Origin of the sequence: Desulfoscipio sp. XC116 (genome assembly GCF_039851975.1) — a bacterium.
In the GTDB taxonomy this organism is placed as follows: Bacteria; Bacillota; Desulfotomaculia; order Desulfotomaculales; family Desulfallaceae; genus Sporotomaculum.
Genome location: NZ_CP156660.1, coordinates 978,478 through 996,721, shown reverse-complemented (window position 1 = coordinate 996,721; position 18,244 = coordinate 978,478). Strand labels below are relative to the sequence as shown.

Annotated in this window: 15 protein-coding genes; 3 read left to right on the top strand and 12 right to left on the bottom strand. The window is 43.5% G+C overall.

Going from position 1 to position 18,244, the window contains the following annotated elements; genetic code table 11:
- Positions 1-2 precede the first annotated feature (2 nt).
- Positions 3-563 (bottom strand): restriction endonuclease, encoded by a 561-nt coding sequence (locus ABDB91_RS04610; RefSeq protein WP_347490454.1) that lies wholly within the window; start codon positions 561-563, stop codon positions 3-5.
- A 149-nt stretch (positions 564-712) separates the two neighbouring features.
- Positions 713-2,053, bottom strand: coding sequence for a hypothetical protein (locus ABDB91_RS04605; protein WP_347490453.1), 1,341 nt, complete (start codon positions 2,051-2,053; stop codon positions 713-715).
- 258 nt (positions 2,054-2,311) lie between these two features.
- Here ABDB91_RS04605 and ABDB91_RS04600 point away from each other — a divergent pair, with 258 nt between their 5' ends.
- Both ABDB91_RS04600 and ABDB91_RS04595 read left to right on the top strand, forming a co-directional pair.
- Entirely contained in the window at positions 2,312-3,175 is an 864-nt protein-coding gene (locus tag ABDB91_RS04600) for a tyrosine-type recombinase/integrase (RefSeq protein WP_347490452.1), read from the top strand.
- Positions 3,168-4,334 carry an IS91 family transposase gene (locus tag ABDB91_RS04595; protein ID WP_347490451.1) on the top strand — a complete coding sequence of 389 codons (1,167 nt, stop codon included), beginning with the start codon at positions 3,168-3,170 and terminating at the stop codon, positions 4,332-4,334. The genes ABDB91_RS04600 and ABDB91_RS04595 overlap by 8 nt, the downstream gene beginning before the upstream one ends.
- 320 nt (positions 4,335-4,654) lie before the next feature.
- Here ABDB91_RS04595 and ABDB91_RS04590 read toward each other — a convergent pair whose 3' ends face one another.
- The 4 genes from ABDB91_RS04590 to ABDB91_RS04575 all read right to left on the bottom strand — a co-directional run bounded on the left by ABDB91_RS04590 (position 4,655) and on the right by ABDB91_RS04575 (position 7,599).
- Positions 4,655-4,894: a single-stranded DNA-binding protein gene (locus ABDB91_RS04590; RefSeq protein WP_347490450.1), complete on the bottom strand. Its 240-nt coding sequence runs from the start codon at positions 4,892-4,894 to the stop codon at positions 4,655-4,657.
- A gap of 136 nt (positions 4,895-5,030) precedes the next feature.
- The gene (locus tag ABDB91_RS04585; RefSeq protein WP_347490449.1) at positions 5,031-5,279 is read right to left on the bottom strand and encodes a DNA-binding protein; all 249 of its coding nucleotides are present in this window, start codon (positions 5,277-5,279) and stop codon (positions 5,031-5,033) included.
- Positions 5,280-5,791: 512 nt separating this feature from the next.
- Entirely contained in the window at positions 5,792-7,273 is a 1,482-nt protein-coding gene (locus ABDB91_RS04580; protein WP_347490448.1) for a tyrosine-type recombinase/integrase, read from the bottom strand.
- A gap of 104 nt (positions 7,274-7,377) precedes the next feature.
- Positions 7,378-7,599, bottom strand: coding sequence for a helix-turn-helix domain-containing protein (locus tag ABDB91_RS04575; RefSeq protein WP_347490447.1), 222 nt, complete (start codon positions 7,597-7,599; stop codon positions 7,378-7,380).
- 204 nt (positions 7,600-7,803) lie between these two features.
- Here ABDB91_RS04575 and ABDB91_RS04570 point away from each other — a divergent pair, with 204 nt between their 5' ends.
- Positions 7,804-7,968 carry a hypothetical protein gene (locus ABDB91_RS04570; RefSeq protein ID WP_347490446.1) on the top strand — a complete coding sequence of 55 codons (165 nt, stop codon included), beginning with the start codon at positions 7,804-7,806 and terminating at the stop codon, positions 7,966-7,968.
- A gap of 185 nt (positions 7,969-8,153) precedes the next feature.
- On the opposite strand, the gene ABDB91_RS04565 is transcribed toward ABDB91_RS04570, so the two are convergent.
- The 6 genes from ABDB91_RS04565 to avs2 form a co-directional block, all read right to left on the bottom strand.
- Positions 8,154-8,405: a helix-turn-helix domain-containing protein gene (locus ABDB91_RS04565; RefSeq protein WP_347490445.1), complete on the bottom strand. Its 252-nt coding sequence runs from the start codon at positions 8,403-8,405 to the stop codon at positions 8,154-8,156.
- Complete coding sequence (locus tag ABDB91_RS04560; RefSeq protein WP_347490444.1) at positions 8,398-8,823, bottom strand: sigma factor-like helix-turn-helix DNA-binding protein; 426 nt, start codon at positions 8,821-8,823, stop codon at positions 8,398-8,400. The genes ABDB91_RS04565 and ABDB91_RS04560 overlap by 8 nt, the downstream gene beginning before the upstream one ends.
- A 511-nt stretch (positions 8,824-9,334) precedes the next feature.
- Positions 9,335-10,216, bottom strand: a complete 882-nt coding sequence (locus tag ABDB91_RS04555; RefSeq protein ID WP_347490443.1) for an efflux RND transporter permease subunit — start codon at positions 10,214-10,216, stop codon at positions 9,335-9,337.
- A gap of 29 nt (positions 10,217-10,245) precedes the next feature.
- Positions 10,246-12,087, bottom strand: a complete 1,842-nt coding sequence (locus tag ABDB91_RS04550; RefSeq protein WP_347490442.1) for an efflux RND transporter permease subunit — start codon at positions 12,085-12,087, stop codon at positions 10,246-10,248.
- Positions 12,084-13,424 (bottom strand): ATP-binding protein, encoded by a 1,341-nt coding sequence (locus ABDB91_RS04545; RefSeq protein WP_347490441.1) that lies wholly within the window; start codon positions 13,422-13,424, stop codon positions 12,084-12,086. Before ABDB91_RS04545 ends, ABDB91_RS04550 begins: the two co-directional genes overlap by 4 nt.
- A gap of 20 nt (positions 13,425-13,444) precedes the next feature.
- Positions 13,445-18,001, bottom strand: a complete 4,557-nt coding sequence (avs2, locus tag ABDB91_RS04540; protein WP_347490440.1) for an AVAST type 2 anti-phage system protein Avs2 — start codon at positions 17,999-18,001, stop codon at positions 13,445-13,447.
- Positions 18,002-18,244 lie beyond the last annotated feature (243 nt).

Here is an 18,244-nt window from a genome sequence, read left to right as displayed (position 1 = left end):
TCCTAACTTCTTTTAATTAAGAAATCTCTTACATTTAATTCTGTGTTACTTAAATACAAACAATTTACAATATGCTCATCCCCGACCTGCATTACACCTATATAAGAGCTTGTTTTTTTCTTTTGCGTAGCAAATGCACCGCTTTTTTCTGTGAAATCAGATCGTGTTTCATATATACTGTCAGCATCAGTCAACTGAATTAATGCAACACCATGTTTTGACGCATATTGTACTGCACCACTTTGGAAATTAGATGATGACACCAATACACCCTTATTTGCTCCACAAGCTCGTATTTTATCATAGAGTACAGCAACTTTTTCTCTGGATATACTGCTTTTATAATGTTTGCACTCTATCAAAGTTTTATAATAAATGCCCATAAGCTCAAACTCTATGTATCCATCAATTTGATAATTTCCATCATCCACCTCCATAATTTTATTATGTTGAAAGTTGCAATTTCTAATATTTTGTATCTGCTCAGTCAATATACGCAATGAGTGCTTTTCAAATTCAGTAGGAGTCATCTCAAGAATTGATTCTTTACAAGGCATAAACATTTTTTCATCGCCTCCTATATATTTTTAGTCTAAATAAAGCGTTCTTTATTATACCACTAATTTTCAATCTCACTATAGCAACCGCACCATCAAATTCGGATTTATTAAGGTACGCATTATTGCTATAATCCAATTGTGCATCGTAAATATTAAATATGAAGAGTAAATTTGCCCTCATTCAATTCGGAGCAACGTACTGATGTCCAATCTTCCAATCCCTTTGCTTTGCGATACAAGATCTCTATAGAGACTTCGCTATTTCTGCTTGAGAAGGTCAGCACATGATGTGCTGGCAAATATTCAATATCAATTGCGTCTGAAACCTTTTGCGGGGGTAGTCCTCCGTACACTTTTGTTGGCTCTAAACTGTCTGCAACTACAAGTATATAGAGAAGTGGGTTTTCTTGGAAAGTAATGTTTTTAAAGTTTTCAGCTAACAAGACATCCAGTTTATACTGCTCGTACGCCGCTCTACTCTCCTCGGGCTGTTTCCAAATGTTGTGAGCTGAAATACAATCGGCAATATATGAGAAAATAGGAAGCTGTTCTTGGCAAAAATGCCTGTCTCTATAATGAAAATCACCTAAAACGCAAAGCCCCTCACGTTCGTAAAGCACTGTCATATATGCGGATAAATAGTTTTTAACCATTCTGTCATAAAACAGATATCCACCAACAATTCCGTGATCCACCTTGTGTCGTTCATTGATACAATAGTTAAAATATCTTGTTGTAATAATGCTTGTATATTGATGTCCGATTATTTTTGCTCCTGTATTAAACCGAAGCCTTGGGCGTCCTGTTACTGTAAATGTACGTTGTGTGAGCTCGCGTAGCAGAGCACGTTGCAAGTTTATCTCATTGTTTTGTCTGAAATTGCCCACCCTATTCAGTGATCCCGGATAAGGAGAAAAGAGTGAAAGATCAATGCCTAATTCTCTTTTCATGCGGCAAAGTGCATCATATTCTTTGCGATGTATTCTCAAAGGATTCCATGTAAAAAGCATATCTGGTATGGGCGCACGTTCCGGCGTTGAAATTGGGCTATTATCCCTTTCTGTGACGCAGTACCCATAATCGTGATACAGAAACATCAAAAACCACAGATATGCAAACGGGAACTGATTTGAACTCTCGATAGCGAGTGTCCTTGTTCCATTTAAACAACTCTCAATAAGCAATCCTAAAAAGAAACCAGAAACTGTATGTATTGCACGGTCATCTGGAAGTAGATACATTTCACTAAAATCAAAAGATAATGTGTTTTCTTTACATCCGGCAGCGAAATAGGTATTGATAAAATTAGTGGCTTCTGTTGGGTTAAGCAGTAACGGAAGTTCTTTGCCACCACTTTCAAAGTACTTACGAATAAAAATACCGGACCGGTTTGCCTGTAAAATATTTTCTATGGGCATTCCTGTCTTATAATAATTCCAATCGATTCCATTCTCGTTTGATATAGTTTGTTTTATAAAATCAGAATAACGCATCTAACTCCGCCTTTACATCTGAACATCCTGCAACGCAGTTTATCGTTTATATAGGCTAAATTTACTTCTTATTATTGCTATAACCAAAAGCATCCGAAACTTCGCCTAATAGACATAGCACTAAACCGCTGGCGCGGTAGTTCCTGTAATGTTTTTTTAAGTTGTGTAATTGAAAATGATACTGTAAAAAGTCAGTTCCTTTTTTATGCATCTCCTTTAAAATAAAGCTAATTTAATTTTAAAGGAGATGTTCAAACTATGACAAAAGAAGAGGTTTTAGCCAAGATAAAATTCGATGTAGAGCTTAGAGGGTTAAGCAAGCATACCCAGGCCGAATACTATACCAAAGTTAAACTCTTTCAGGACCACTTTGATAAACCTGCAACTGAACTAGGTGTAGAGGATGTTAGGCAGTTCCTTCATTATCTCACCACAAAAAAGAAGCTTGCTCCCGAATCGGTAAACACCTACAATAGTGGTCTCCGCTTTTTGTATGGCGTAACTTTGAACGTTAATATTAACCCTAGGCAAATCCCTCGCCACCGTAAACCACGCAAACTCCCTGACATACTTACCCAAGAGGAAATCCAAGCCCTTTTTAACGTCTGTGACAATTTGCGAGATAAATGCATTCTTATGACCCTCTATGGGGCTGGACTTCGCCTAAGTGAAGTGGCCTCCCTTAAAGTTTCAGATATTCATAGCGATAAAATGCAACTGTTCATTCGCAATGCCAAAGGGGGTAAAGATCGTTATGCCCTGCTTTCTGAAGCTAATCTTGAGATTCTTAGAGTTTACTGGAAAGCTTACCGCCCCAAAGAGTGGCTTTTTTACAGCCGAAATCATACCGACACTCACATAACTCCCAGAGCTGTACAAAATCTCTTCCATAAATATGTAAAGAAAGCTAAAATCAATAAAAACGTGACAGTCCATACGATGAGGCATAGTTTTGCAACTCATCTGCTTGAATCCGGCACAAGTATTTACCACATCAAGCAACTGCTTGGTCACTCAAATATCAACACGACCTGCGTTTATTTGCATTTGGTCAAGATTGAATCCCTCAACGTAACGAGTCCCCTTGATCAGATGGCTGAATCGGAAAAAGCCAATGACTGAGGTTCAAGATATCTTCCTAAAATACGGCAATAACTATCGAAGCAACCACAAGCTTACTCTTGTGCAGCATAAAGCGATGTCAGCCATTCAAAAATGTAGAACATCAGAGTTAGGCGGCCATAAGGAGGTTTGTGACAGTTGTGGGTATATCCGAATTTCTTACAATTCTTGTCGCAATAGGCACTGTCCTAAATGCCAAGCTCTTGCCAAAGAACGCTGGATTGAAAACCAGAAAATCAATCTGCTCGACGTTGGATACTTCCATGTAGTTTTCTCAATCCCCGATACGCTCAATTCAATAGCCTATCAGAATCAAAAAGTAGTCTACACCCTTTTGTTTAAGGCCGTTGCTGAAACACTTACTGAATTAGCTTCTGACAAAAAATATCTCGGTGCCAAGATTGGCTTTACATCTGTTCTGCATACATGGGGACAAAACCTCATGCACCACCCGCATATTCACTGCATTGTACCCGGCGGCGGATTATCCTCCATTGGGAAATGGGTAAATAGTAGGAAAAAATTTTTCATTCCAGTTAAAGTTTTATCCCGAAAGTTCAGAGGCAAATTCCTGTACTACCTAAAACAACTCTACGGTCAAAATAAGCTTGAATTCCACGGTAATCAAACTTATCTTTCTGACGATAAGGAATTTGAAAAGCTGCTCTCCTCTCTCTATAGCAAAGAGTGGATTGTTTACTGCAAACCACCATTTAAAAATGCTGGTTGTGTTGTTGAATACCTGGGTCGATATACTCACCGAGTGGCTATATCTAATAAACGTATCGTTAGCATTGAAAAGAATACAGTTTCCTTCAAATGGAGGGACTACAAGGATAACAGTAAACATAAGGTGATGACGATTTCCGCCGATGAGTTTATCCGCAGATTTCTTATTCATATCCTACCGAGTGGCTTTATGAAAATCAGACACTACGGTTTGCTAGGCAATCGTAACAAGACAGCCAAACTGAAGATTTGCAAACAGTTAACCCATACACCTCTTTTAACCAGAGAAAAATACTCTACGCTTCAACTCATCCTAAAACTAACTGGAATAGATTTATCTAAATGCCCTAACTGCGGATCGGAAAAACCCAGACGGTATATGAGCTTGGGTAAATCTCCCCCTATCAATAACAAAACTGTATATGTTTAAAAAATTTGCCCTGTCATGGGGAGGGGGAAGCTATGTCTATTTCAGCATGATTAACGCTGCTTTGATACATTTTGCTATCAAGTTTCCCTTAATGCCATCTAAAGTTAGACGGGAAAATAGCTATTTAATCCCCATAGCGAGAGCATCAATCAACGCGGTTTCGTGCAATGTAATTATCCAAAGTTAGGGCTAGCAGCTTCTTCACCATAATCTGCAGCTAACTTTACTCAAACTCTGGAGTGGGTTTGAGTTTTTTTACGCCTAACTTCGGATAATTTGCTAGACAACTCAAGTAGCTTGACATTATTAGCCTCACTAGACTATTCCGTTTTAACCCTATATTTCTGCTGTCCGGAAGAAGTCTTCTCAATCGCTTGTATAGAAGCCTTTGATGTGTTCACATAGTTTAAAAATAATGTACCAAGCAGAAGCCGTTCACTACGAGAAATGCGGTTCCATTCATAGCCTTTGAATAAATCTCTTACAAGGAAAATTTCCTCTTGATTCAAGTTCTCTGTTTCTTTAATTGCATTGTTTAAAAGTTCATTCACATCTGGCATCAAAAAATCTCCATACAATATCAATAAAAACAACGTTATCAATATAAATTATATCAGCCATATGGATTTATTTCCATATAAAAAGAGAACATAAGCGCAAACCTATGTCCTCTCGTCCATTCATTTTTATTCAATACTAAACCTGTACTTTTAGCTCTTGCCGGTACTGGGCGTAATGGTCGCTTAACACATACTTGATAACCCATACCTTTGGTATCCTATAGGCACTGCGGATGAAAAAGTACTTTATATGATTTCCATGCAAAATCTTTCGTGCCGTGGTTTCTCCAATGCCGCCCAACATAGCTCTGAATTCATCAAGCGTAACGACATCGGGATACGCCTCAAAAAGCTGTTCGTAGTATTCTTGATTTTTCACAGTCATCAACTCCTGAAAAGATTTGTCAATGGTAGGATGACTGTTACAATATTGATTTTTGATTACTACACGTTCGATGTTCTGACGGCAGACGGTCCGGATATCCCTCCTGAATATCCCTCCAATATCCCTCCAACGTCCAAAATTTATGTCAAAACCGCTCTTTTGAGGGAGCCTTGGAGTGACGTGGCTTTCCGGGTTTTAAGTGCCGCAAACCCGCATTATACAAGGTTTTTGAGGGTCTGAGGATTCCGGTAGAGTACGTTACATTCCCGATGCTTCCGGTAATGTGAAGGGACTCAAAAACCGTTGGATAACCTCCATGCCGGTTCGACTCCGGCCATCGGCACCAGAAACAATCGCTCTTGAACCGTGATATAAGCGGATTTGAGGGCTTTTTTCTTTTCTGGCGACACATTTATTTGTCGTCCGTCATACCGTCACATGAACCATTCCAGCGCATATTTCAGTGCTCTCAGCCCCCTATTTACCTGGCATTCCGCCGTTTTGGAGGGATGTCAGGAGGGATATACGCCGATGATGGCGTTGGCCGAAGCGACCTTGGAGCTGAAATCCAGGTGAGTGTAAATGTTCGAGGTGGTGGAAATATCGCTGTGCCCCAACCACTCCTGGATCTCCTTCAGGCTGACGCCGTTGGCGTACAACAGGCTGGCGCAGCTATGCCGCAGGTCGTGGAAACGGATTTTCTTCAAGCCGTGGTTTTTCAGGGTGAGCGCGAAATTCTGGGTGACATAACCCGGCTTGATCCGTTCTCCCAGCTCGTTCACGTAGATGTAGCCGAGATATTCCCGGCAATAGGCGCTGCCGCATACTTGTTGATTACGCTCCTGCTCTTCCTTTAGCCGCTGAAGTAGCTTTTCAAAGGGCTCTACCAGCGGCAGGGTGCGGTGGCTGGACTTGGTTTTGGCGCGGTCCTTTTCCACGATGATGGCTTTCCCGTCCACCCTTAACTCGGTTACGGTGTGCTTGATGGTCAGCGTCTTTTTTCCAAAATCAATGGCGTCCCATTTCAGCCCCACGATCTCGCTGCGGCGCAGTCCGTAAAACGCGCCTAAGATAACGGCCAGCTCTATCGGCTTGTTTTTCACCACGGCGAACAGGGCTTCCAGCTCTCCGGCATCGTAAATGCTGCCCACGAATTTTGCGGTTTTGGGCCGCTCGATCCGGTCGGCGGGGTTAAAGGCAATCAAGCCCACCTTGTAAGCGTACTGCAACGCCTTGCGAATGTTGGCGTGGCGGTGGATCACCGTGCAGGCGCTTACGCCTTTCTCGTTCAGCTCGTACTGATAATAGTCCTGGATGTGCTTCGGCGTAACATCCTTCAATGTAAGCCTGAATTCCTTAAAGTAAGGAATAATGCAGCTCTTGATGGACATAGCGTAAGAGGCGTAGGTGGTCATTTCCACATTGTGCTTGATCATCTCCAGCCATTCCAGCAGGAAGTCGGTAAACAGTATCCGCACCTCGCCGGAGATCGGGTTTACCTTGTCGGCCGGATTGTCCCGGATCAGCTCAAGCTCCACGGCGTAGGCCAAGGCTTCCTCAATGACCTCGTGATATTGGAGCAGGGCGGTGTTCAAGGCGTTTTTTTCCGTTCTCTCGTACTGATAGTAGCCTTCGATGTCCCCCGGCTTTATTTTCGCCACCGTAACGGCGGTATCCTTAAAGTAAGGGATGATGAAGGCTTTGGCGTCGTATGTGTAAAGGGCGTAGGTGTCGGCGTCCACTCTGTTGATAGCGTCCTGCAGCCATTTTTTCAGGAAGTCGGCAAACAAAGCGTCTTTGCAACTCATCCCCGTGTCGGGATTAAACTCTTGCCTGGTTTTCCAAAGCAGCGCTTCAGCGCGCTTTTTATTTCCCTTGACGGGAAGCCCCGTGCTGAAGGACTTGGTTTGGCGCTTTCCGTTCATATCCTTGTTGTTGTAGGTGAGAATCATCTGGAAATAGCCGTTTTTTTCTCGCAGGTGTCCTGTTACCATGAATTCTTGCCTCCTTTAAATCAGTAACAGTCCATATTCACCTACCATTGACGGCTTTAGTGTAACAGTTCTCCAAAATATCTTGCAAAGGTGCGAACGATGTTTTACGCATCGGATTCCTGCGCGACCGCCAGGTATTCGAAAATATGGAACTTGGGGATTTTATACGTTCGGCCTATCTTAAAGTGCTTGATCTGATTTTGCCGCAAAAGGCGGTATGCGGTTTTTGTGCTGATACCGCCCAGCATTTCACACATTTGCGCCACATCGACCACATCCGGGTATTCCCGAAAAATCAGCTTATATGCTTCATTGCTTTTGAGCAAGGTATCAGCTCCTCTCAGCTTAAAAATAAAAATGCAGAAAACAGGGGCGCGCCCATGATTGGGTACGCATACAGCTCGCACCAAGGTGCGCACCCCTGACCTGCATTTCTGTTCCAGTTCTATCGTTTCATGGGCTTATCGGCGGACGGCGGCTCACCGTCCTCATAGGACTTTCACCTCCCCCCTGTCGGCGGGCCGCCCCCATTGCCTGCGACGCTTTTAACGCTCGGACTGTGGCTGGACGGAAGTATCATTATACCGGTCTATGCGTCGTCGCCCCACAAGCTGCCACGCTCATTTTGCGGCTGGGTGGTTGTCGCTCGTTCCCTTGGGGAAGTCGTGGCGCACCCGCCGTCCGGCTCGGCGTAGACCGAAAGTATCCGATTTGCCCTATGCTGCGCGTGGTTAGAACGCTTTCTTTGTTAAAGAACAAAAGGCGTTTGTCAGCCTGCAAAAGCACATTGGCTATGGATATACTTTTGCAGAATGACAAGCGAAAAAAGCCCGCATAGGAAGCGCGGAAAGGGGGGCGCGCTCCCGTGACAGGCTTTTCGTTATGCTACCCTGAATGCCAGGATTCTTGTTATGAGCTTGGTTTCCAATCTGCGGCGCAATTCAGTGTCCACGCAGAGATGGGGGTTGCCGCTTTTGTCATAAAGCCGCCTGATGAACAACGCAGCAATATACCCTTCATAATGCTTTAGAACGGTGCTGATAGCGTTGATGTCGCCGCCAGCCGCAGCCGCAATGACGGGAAAAGGAAGCAAACCGGTGTTACCGGTTTTGGCGTTTCGTGTGTTATTCATCCGCTTTTCCCTCCATGATTTTTTTTAATTCCCGCAAAGTGCCTGTCCGACGATAAGCAACGGTGCGCCGGACAAGGGTCAAGAGTTCCCCGATTTCCCTGTCCGTCATGTCAAGAAAATAAGACAGCAGGATAATATCGCGTCTGTCCGTCGGCAAAGCGTTCAAGGCTTCGCTTATGCGCCCATCCGACACTGAAATGTCATAGCCCAGCACGTTAAAGCTGTATAGATCCTTGAAATATTCGTCCATTACGGTCAACTGCTCCAATTCCTTTTCGGACAGTTCGTCCAAAGATATCTCCCGCTCTCTGCGTCTTTTCAGCGCGTCGTAATAGTCGCGGGCTTCATGCTTCAATACTTTTTTGCAAAAGCTGTCAAAGGCGTGCCGCTTATGTTGTTCGTGGGAATGAGGCTTCATGTTCTCACCTCCCTTCGCGTCCGCAAAGGCGGGTGATGGCTTCCCCTTTCGCCACTACTACGGTCAGGATGAAAATTTTGGCAAAGCAAACGGCAAGAAGTAAAAAATAATTTGCTGTGAAATGCAAAAAAGCCCGACTGGATAAAAACCAATCGGGCGTGGGAGCTTGTATATCTTAACGTGTAATGTGTGTGGGTAACTTGATGACCGCAATAGTCCCATAAAGCGTCAAGTCTTTTTTGGCATGCAGAATAATATCGAATTATGTCGAAAACAAATAAACACGACGGCATCCTCCTTGTGCCGCCGTGTCCTTAAAAATGGACAACTTTAACATACCCTCCGAAATCCTATTTTTTGAAAAGGACAACGGCGGCTTTGAATTTCTTTATTTCAAAACCGCCGCTTGGCATTCGCTATCTTTATCATATGTGTATGATTGTACTGTCACCTAAACAGCGGTTTTATTTTAGCAGTCAAATAGCAAATCAATGTGTTAGTACCAACCTTGTTATTGCTTTACTTCTTCTCCTGTTTGAACAAGAAATTTTTTTCTTTCAAACAGGCGTTTAAAGTCATACAGTAACGTGTAAACAATCGGAACAATAACCAGGGTTAAAAGCGTAGAAGTAATTAATCCTCCGATAACCGCATAAGCCATCGGTGCACGTATTTCAGTTCCAGCCCCGTTCGCTGCGGCAACAGGAATCATTCCAAAGATCATGGCAAGCGTGGTCATGAGTATTGGCCGGAAGCGCACCAAACCGGCCTCAATCAGGGCTTTGTTTACCTCCACACCTTCTCTTAACCTTTGTTTAGCAAAATCAATAAGTAGGATGGCATTTTTGGCAACCAGGCCCATCAGAAGAATAATGCCGATCAAAGCCATAAAGTTCATCTTACTGCCGGCGACAAACAGACCGGCTATCGCCCCGATCAAGGCTAAAGGAAGAGAAGCCATAATAGCTACCGGGTCTATAAAGCTTTCAAACTGAGCAGCCATAATCAGGAAGATAAAAAGAATACCCATCCCCAGGGCAATCAGCAATCCGGTGAACCCTTCCTGCATTTCTGCATTCATGCCGCCTTCTTCGATTATTATCCCCTGTGGAGCTTCCTGCTTCAATTTAGCCAAATAAGTATTCAAGAAGTCTCCTGTAGGCATGCCCACGACATTGGCCGATAATTCAATTTGACCGGACCGATCATACCGGCTCAAGGTTGAAGCTGTTGTGTCAAAGACCTGACTGGTCACTTGGTCAAGAGGGACCATTTGATTGCCCGAACCGGGTACATAAACTCCGCTCAGGCTGTCAAGATTTGTCCGTTGCTCATCTTCCAAGGAGATTCGTACATCCACTTTATCTTTTGAACTGTCATAATGACTGATCACCGTACCGCCAAATAACGTATTTAACGTATTCAGAGCGGAAGCAAAGCCGTGTCCACTCCTAAGTCCGCTGCCTTATCCCGGTCAATCACCAATCTAGCCTCAGGTTTTCCGGCTTTATAATTGACACTGACATCCCGAGCCGCAGGTTCCTGGCTCATCGCCCTTTTTGCTTCCAGAGCAAATGTCCGGAGTTGACCATAGTTATCTCCTTTAATACTGATGGCCACATCTTTAGAATCTGCCGCTTCATTGGTATTGGCACTGACAGCGAGTTCAACACCCGAGACTTTTTTCAGGTCTTCCCGTATTTTGGCCGCGATCGTTTTGGCACTGTCTTTCCGATCCTTTTTGTCACACAATTTCACATAACACGAAATCTGATCCTTTTGTACCGTCGTGTAAATGGATTTGACCTCCGTATAACGGCGAATAATATCTTCCAGATTTCCGGCCTTCTGACCGGCCTTTTCCAAAGGCAAACCGGAGTCAAGTCCTGCGGTAATGCTAATATCGCTCGTATCTGATGACATATCTAATTCGAAGCCCAGAACTGAAAGCAAGCCGATGCTGCCAACAAATAACGTCATTGTCAATATAATGGTAATCAACCTTTGCTTAAGGACCACCTCCAATAATCGGGAGTATTTCTCCGCAATTTGATTAAACGTGTGATTAAAGCCATTCAAAAATCTGCCATAAAATGTTTTCCTCTTTTTCTTTCTGGTTTTAAGTAATTTTGAGGCCATCATGGGCACAAGGGTAAAAGAAACGAATAAAGAGAACAACATGCTGAAGGCAACCGTTAGACCAAACTCAATAAAGTATTTGCCGATAAGCCCGCCAACCATGGCTGTGGGAAGAAATACGGCGACAACGGCCATGGTTGTTGCCAGGACGGCAAGACCGATTTCAGAAGTAGCCTCTTTAGCCGCCAGCAAGGGAGGTTTGCCCAAATGCATGTGGCGAACAATGTTTTCCACAACAACAATCGCATCATCAATCAATAATCCGATAGACAGGGATAAAGCCATCAGTGACATGAGATTGAGGGAGAAGTTCATAACTTTCATGGCAATAAACGAGCTGATGATTGAGATAGGCAGGGATACAGCGCTGATCAAAGTGCTCTCCCATTCATTTAAAAACAGGAAGACAATAAGAATAGCCAGGATGCATCCTTCCAGCATGCTTTTCTGCATCTCGTTGACCGAATCACGGATCGACTCCGAATTGTCCCGGACAAGATCAACGTTTATCCCGGAAGGCAGGGATGCGTTTATGTCAGACAACGCCCTTTTCACCTCATCGGCTACTTCCACAGTATTAGCGCCCGACTGTTTGACGATATCAATACCGACCGCCGGCTTTCCTTGGTACAGGGAAAGACTGTCGACATCCTGAATGCCATCAATGACTTCGGCAATATCTTGTACCCTTATATCTACCCCATTTCTTTTAGCTACCAGAATGTTATTAAAATCTTTAGCTTTTTTTACACTGCCGTCTAGTTGCAGGGAAATCTCGTTATTTTTGTCGGAAACCCTGCCTCCGGCCCCTTCCAGATTACCATTCTGCAGATTGCCAACCACTTCTCCCACCGTTAAACCATAGGATGCCATCTTGTCTTGGTCCAGCTTGATCTGAATTTCCCGTTTAGCGTTACCGTAGATGTTCACGGTTCCTACACCTTTGACTTTGTACAGTCTTTTGGCCACCTTATCGTCAACAATTTCCGAAAAGTCTTTGATTTCTTCCGTTCCAGTCACAGCGATGGATAGCATAGGGCTGGCAAAAATGTCCAGCTTGGCAATGACAGGCTCGTTAATGTCTTGCGGCAGCTCGCCCCGGATCGCGGCAATCTTATCCCTCACTTCCTGGGCGGCAACATCCGGAGATTTATCCAGAGTAAAAGCGATGATGTTTTAACGGAACTGTCAGGTTGTAAAAGCTCTATGCGTTCTGTTCGGCATAACATGACCAGATGACAATCATCCGGCAACTTTTCACGCAACAATTCATGGACAAAACAAGCCTGTACAAATTCTTTTCCCGCCATCTCTGCATTGTCTGCAGCATCAATCACAATAGCGATTTGCGCATTTTGATTAACTTTCTTAAGATTATCAATTGCAGTCTGCAATCTGTATAAGAACTTTCTCAGTATTTCATCTTCAAGAGCAGCCGATTGAGCAATTAACGGATCGCAGAGCCCTATTCCAGCCAATTCATTAACAATTTGAATCAAGCCATCACGATATCGGTGTCTGGGCTGGCTACGGTTTCTGTATTTACCGGCACCGAAACTATCATAGATAACGGCAATCGAATCATCCGTCAAGAAGCGGGGGATCTCTCTGGCAAAAACGGACTTCCCCACACCGCCGGCTGCGTGAATTATAATTGCCTCTTGGGATTTTAAAATGAGTTCTATCAACTCCTGCTGCTGTTTTGTCCAAATGATATCATCGTTTGTCTCAAATTCAGTAGGAGCTGGGTACATATCCCCTACTGATGTACAACCAAAACGCTTTAATATGTCCTCTGGATAAATCACGCCATCCGAATTTGGAAGCGCCTTTTCGCCAACTAATGAAGTAATGGTGTCAATTTGAGGATGGTCAGCGGTTCCTGCAAGCAGTTGGGAAATTTCAACCTGCAAGTCCAACAACTGTTCATTATAATCACCCATCCCATCCATGAATATAAAACACTTACAAAAATCAACTAACCTTTTTCCCTTTAACTTCGTATACTGCTCCATTGTATTTAAAAAACTTTTTTCACAGGGTTGTCTATTTTGCAGGCTTTTCATATTTTTCTTTAATTTTTCGGCAATGGGTCTATTGGTTACAAGATAAAATTGTATATATCTATTTGTTTTTCCCTTAAGGTGTTCTTTATACCGTTCAGCAAAACCAGTGCTGGTATCCTTTAAACCACTTAGAGTAAATGGTTTTTCTTTCCGGACAGTCGTGTGCTTTAATTGAAAATAATGAGTTTCCTTATTCTCATCTTTCCCGAAGTATTCTGAAACATCAATAATATATTCTCCGGCTAGTTTTCGTTCTTTAGAACCTTCTATGATAATATATTTCACCGGTGAGGAAGGATATACCATCTTCAGACAACGGCGGGCCGCCCACCGATAATGAAAAGCATCACCAGCTCTTGAGTATCTTACCAACTCATTATTAAGATCCTTCATCATGCTAACCACCTACCCCAAGCTCATCTTTCCCTTGGCTTTTCCTTAATAAACCACAGTTTTCCCTTTGGTCCATGCTCTGTAAGTATATAGGCTCCGCTAAACACAAGACGGCCATTGAACTTCGTCGTTCTGTCGGCACTCAGATATTTTTCTCCTCCAACTAACCAGATCAATTGAAGCCCTTGTTCTTCCAGCCAGGGCAGCAATAACTCAGTCCGCATAAGCGCATATGTTGGACCCTGTTCAGAAATACTGGGATCGAAAAATGCTAGCTTACCGTTCGTATCCAGCCACTGTCCAACTTTTTCTCCGGATGCCGCTGATAGGTTGAGCCCCTTGATAAGCGTTTTGGAAGGCAAATAGAAAGAAATACTATCAGTCATGGAATGATCCTCATTGCCCGCTTCCCATTCGTATTGAGCTACAGGAATCAACTGCTTGACCCCAATAATTTTTTCAAACCGTGAGGATACCCGCCAGTCTTTCATATCTTGACAAGATTCATACCACGGATATTCCCGCAGGAAAACCTGATGGCCTGTAGTACTTATGCCAGATAAATAAGGGTCGCAGAGGTTTTGCTCGGCAGTGGATTTAATTATTTCCGCACAATCCTTTTTGGCTATAATGATGGAATTAATTCTAAACCAGCCAGTTTGTCGAGAAATAGCATTATTGTCAGTCCCCCTGAAAAAGCGTTTGCTTTGATTGGCAAACCCATGGAGTACTGTCCAATGTAATCCATCCTGGGGAGCTATTACCTGCAAAAGTTGTTCAAAAGGCGGAATGATATCCTCGGACCACATCCAATTAAGCTGTTCATCAAAATTGTCTTCTGCCAAAGGGAACTGATAAGGTTGCCACCATTGGCAGTTTTCATATTTTCTCTCCGTATTCCGGAGCCAATGACTGGGATCGATATCACGGTTCCCGGACTGCCAGGGGCCAAAGTATCTGGAATCATCAACATCACTGTATCCCCTATCAACCCAGTGCAGATTATCCGCCAGATGAGCCAAAAGTTGGTGGAGCGCTATCCATTGATACTTTTTCCCGATTCTCTCCATCAGGTTTGAACCCCTGTCCCGTCCTCTGGAACAATGCGACTCGAAACCATCAAAAAGTTCCTTCTTCCAGCCCAGTTCATAAGCGCGTTTGCAAACCCAGCGCTGCGCCCATTTCTTGCTAAATAAAGCGGGATTCTTGTCTCCCGGTATACCGGATATCCGTCTGAAATACTCCAGCTTTTCGGTTTCACCATCCAATGATGCTTCAATTTCTTTTTTTAGACTATCCCAACTTGCTTCTTCGACATCTGTGTCTTCTTGCTCTTCATCTTCTTCAGCTATTTGCTCTAACTCCTCATTATCGAATTCCTCTAACTCTTTTATTAATGCGGGCCAATCAAAATTTCCGTTTTCATCTTCATCAGTTATCCCATTTAGGTAATCCAAAAAGCGCTCTTTTAAATCGTCCCTTAAGCCCTGTGCGAACTGTTTCTGAAGCTCATGCCAAGTTGCTTGCACCGGTTCCGATAACGACGTTAACGACCACTCTTCAACACAACCCATGGTATAGTTGCCGAAATCACCGGGAAAGCCCATAAGCGAACTTTTAATATCTGAGGAGTATTCATCTCCTTCCAGGTTTTCCAGCTCAGCTTTCGTAGGAATCTCTATAGGCCATTCACTTTTATATGGGGGACGAAAGCTTTGAGGGTTAATATCTGGCGGCAATAAATTACGATCCAGTGCATACTCCAAGGTACCGCGCGCGTAGTCCCGTAATAAAATATGGGGAACAGGCTGTCCTGCACGAAAGACTTTATCATATGCTTTTTGGGCGATCGCAGCAATATTTTCGGGATTTTGAATGTTGCTTACAACGCCAAAGGCAACCGCATAAAGCCTTTCCAGTAAATATAAATCATCAATGTCATAAAATTCTTCTATTAATTGCGGCAGGTAAACGGGACATAACGATAAAGTCCGAACTAACGATTTGGTCGCCTGGTCGCGGACTTTTCTGTTGGTTGAGGTTGTAAACCATAGCAATGTTACAGCAGCTAAGCGTAACCGCTCAGGTTCAATATCATCGAAATTCCCGAATTGTGCCCAGTCAATAAGTGTGCGGACAATCGATTCCGGCTCATTTTCATCTTCCTCAAAATCCGAGACCGCAAGATGAATAGACCAGAAGGCATCGCGCTCGGGTAGGCTCCGGCGAACCAAGTTTTTATGAAGAAAATCTGCGTTCCAGGGATGCCCGGGTTCTGTTGACAAGGAAAGCAAAATATCCAGTCGGGTAGAATGATGTCCGTATTTTGAGATATGGTTCAGCAAATCTATGGTTCGTTCCGTGAAAGAAGCTGCGGAACGACGTAGCAAAGTTTGCGTAAAGAGCTGTTCAAACAGCCAACTGTTTTCCTTACGGGCCTGTTTAGGAACAAGATCTATTAATTCTGCATGATATTGTTCTGCTATGCAAATGGCCATGGCTTCTAAAATCCCATCTAAGCCGTACTTATAAGTTTCGCTGAAGAGATTACCAAGCGGCTGGCCAGTCTTAAAAGCAGATTGAATATCACCGTTTGTTACGTGTTGTTCAATCAGTTGCCTAGCAACAAAATAATCACTGAACCGCTCATAAGTAAAACGCACAACCGGTTGTCCTCTCTTACCGTTTTCTTTAGCCGGAAGGATATCTTCAGCCAGTACCCCCTCATAAATCAACCCATCGAGCAAGCCTGCACCAACCGTAGGATTGGGATCAAACGCATTGATCAGTTCCCTGGCCTCCCGTAAAGGAATACCAAATAAATGATCGGGATATAAGCAGGAAGCAAACTGCAATAATACGTCCCTCACCACTGTCTCTCCGGGCCGGTAACGTTTTTTTAAACTGATATTATACTCTATACTTTCAACATAAAAATCGAATAGCGTATCGATACCTTGCAGCCCCTTTGGAAAGGACATCTCTCCCCGGGCCTTAAGAGCCTTACAGCAGGTCTTAACAAACAGAGGGTTGGAAAACTCCGGAGCCGTTATGGGAGCACTTGGTTTGGCAATGCCTTGCTGAGAAAGATACTTTGCTGCAGCGCGATGCTCATACCCCCGAAACCCATGATGCTCTATTCGCACCAACCTGTCAGCACCAAAATCTGCGGGGATCATATAGTTCAAATAGGTGCTCCGGCAACTTAAAACCAAAGAAAGATGCGGGTAATCGGACAGTTCCGCAACAAATCTGGCAAGCTGATCATACCAGTCATCCCGGCCTATCCCCTCATTAATGGCATCGATGATAATCAATGTATTCGTTGCCTTCGCTTCCCCCGCCGCATCCAATGCCCCAAGGACTTGTTGATATCGTAGTCCCTTTAAGTCAAGCGATTCGAGGAGGAAGTCAAGCGGGTTAGCACCTGTATAATGCTGTCCAAGAAGGAAGACGGTCGGAAGGCTCTGTTGCAGTCGTTGTAAAGCAATGTCGCATAATAAATGGGATTTCCCGATACCGGCATCGCCGTGAAGTAAAGCAGTTCTGCTCACCGCTGCCGATACATTTTTCCCGCTGAAGAACGATAACAATTTATCCATTTCTGAATCAAAATCATAAAGAGAACTTTGGCAATCCTTTTCTTTTTCTGTTGCCTTGGATTGGTGTGGCAATATTTTTAGACATGCTTGCGTTTTTTCTACTAATTTATTAGCTGTTATTTTTAATTCTTCCAGTATATCCAGAAAACGTCTCTCTTTTAGGCCGATGCAAAATCGGTCATAGAAAATTTCTATATGTTTTTCTAATTGTACCCATTCACTTCGGGTTTTATATTCTTCTAAGTTAAAACAATTGATCTCCAGTTTGCTTTTAGAATTAATCCAGGAATTAATAACTGATTCAAGTTTCGTCCACCAATTAGGAGTTAAGCCAATTCCGTCAAAAGTATTGGCAATCGGTAAATCAAGGTGAGACTCCGGAGTATAACGTTCACCAAGGACCCGTTTAGACTGCTCAGCAATCCTAGCAAAGTGTTCTAGTCCCAAAATAGGTTCATTAAACCAGTAAAGCACCCGTCCAGTATAATGGGGATTATCTGTCTGCAGCATTTGGCATATTTCATGTTTGCCCCAAAATTCGAACTTAACCTGCATTCCTTTATCGGCCGCAAGCTTATTCCAATTCTCAACATGTAAACACCATTCATCATAGATAGATACGATTTGTTTCCCACCTCTACCGATCTTACGGCTGTCGGTTCTGTCAAAAGGAAGGGCTACATAATATATCTTTATCTCCAGATGTTTTTGGAGGGCAGTCTCAATTGATTCTGATATCTGGTCCCACCGGTTGGAATTCATTTCCTGAAGGAAATACTTTGCCTGCCAAGCATGCTCCGTACCATCTTTAAGCTTCCAGAAACATTCCACCCCGGCATCCCCGCCCGCTCCTTCTTTCCTGACAAAAAAGTCGGCATTATCAGGTTTTTGCAGGTGGGCAAGCTGACAGATCAACTCTTCAAATCCCTTTTCCTGGCTACCGTCATGAATTCTTATTTTTGAAAAGTCAAAGTCCATAACCTTTCTCCTCTACATCTTTCGAACACATCTGTAGCAATTATAATTGAGAATTCCACATCTTCTTTTTATTTCCTCCAAAATATTCCTAAAAACCACGTGGCGAACGGGCGCAGGGAGGTCCGCCGTGGCCAGTATTGGAAAACCAAGCAACTAATTGGTGCAGTTAGGATAATTTTCCTTTCACCTACTATCCTTCAAAATCTTTATATCATTTATGATAGAAAACCGGGGTAAAAATGT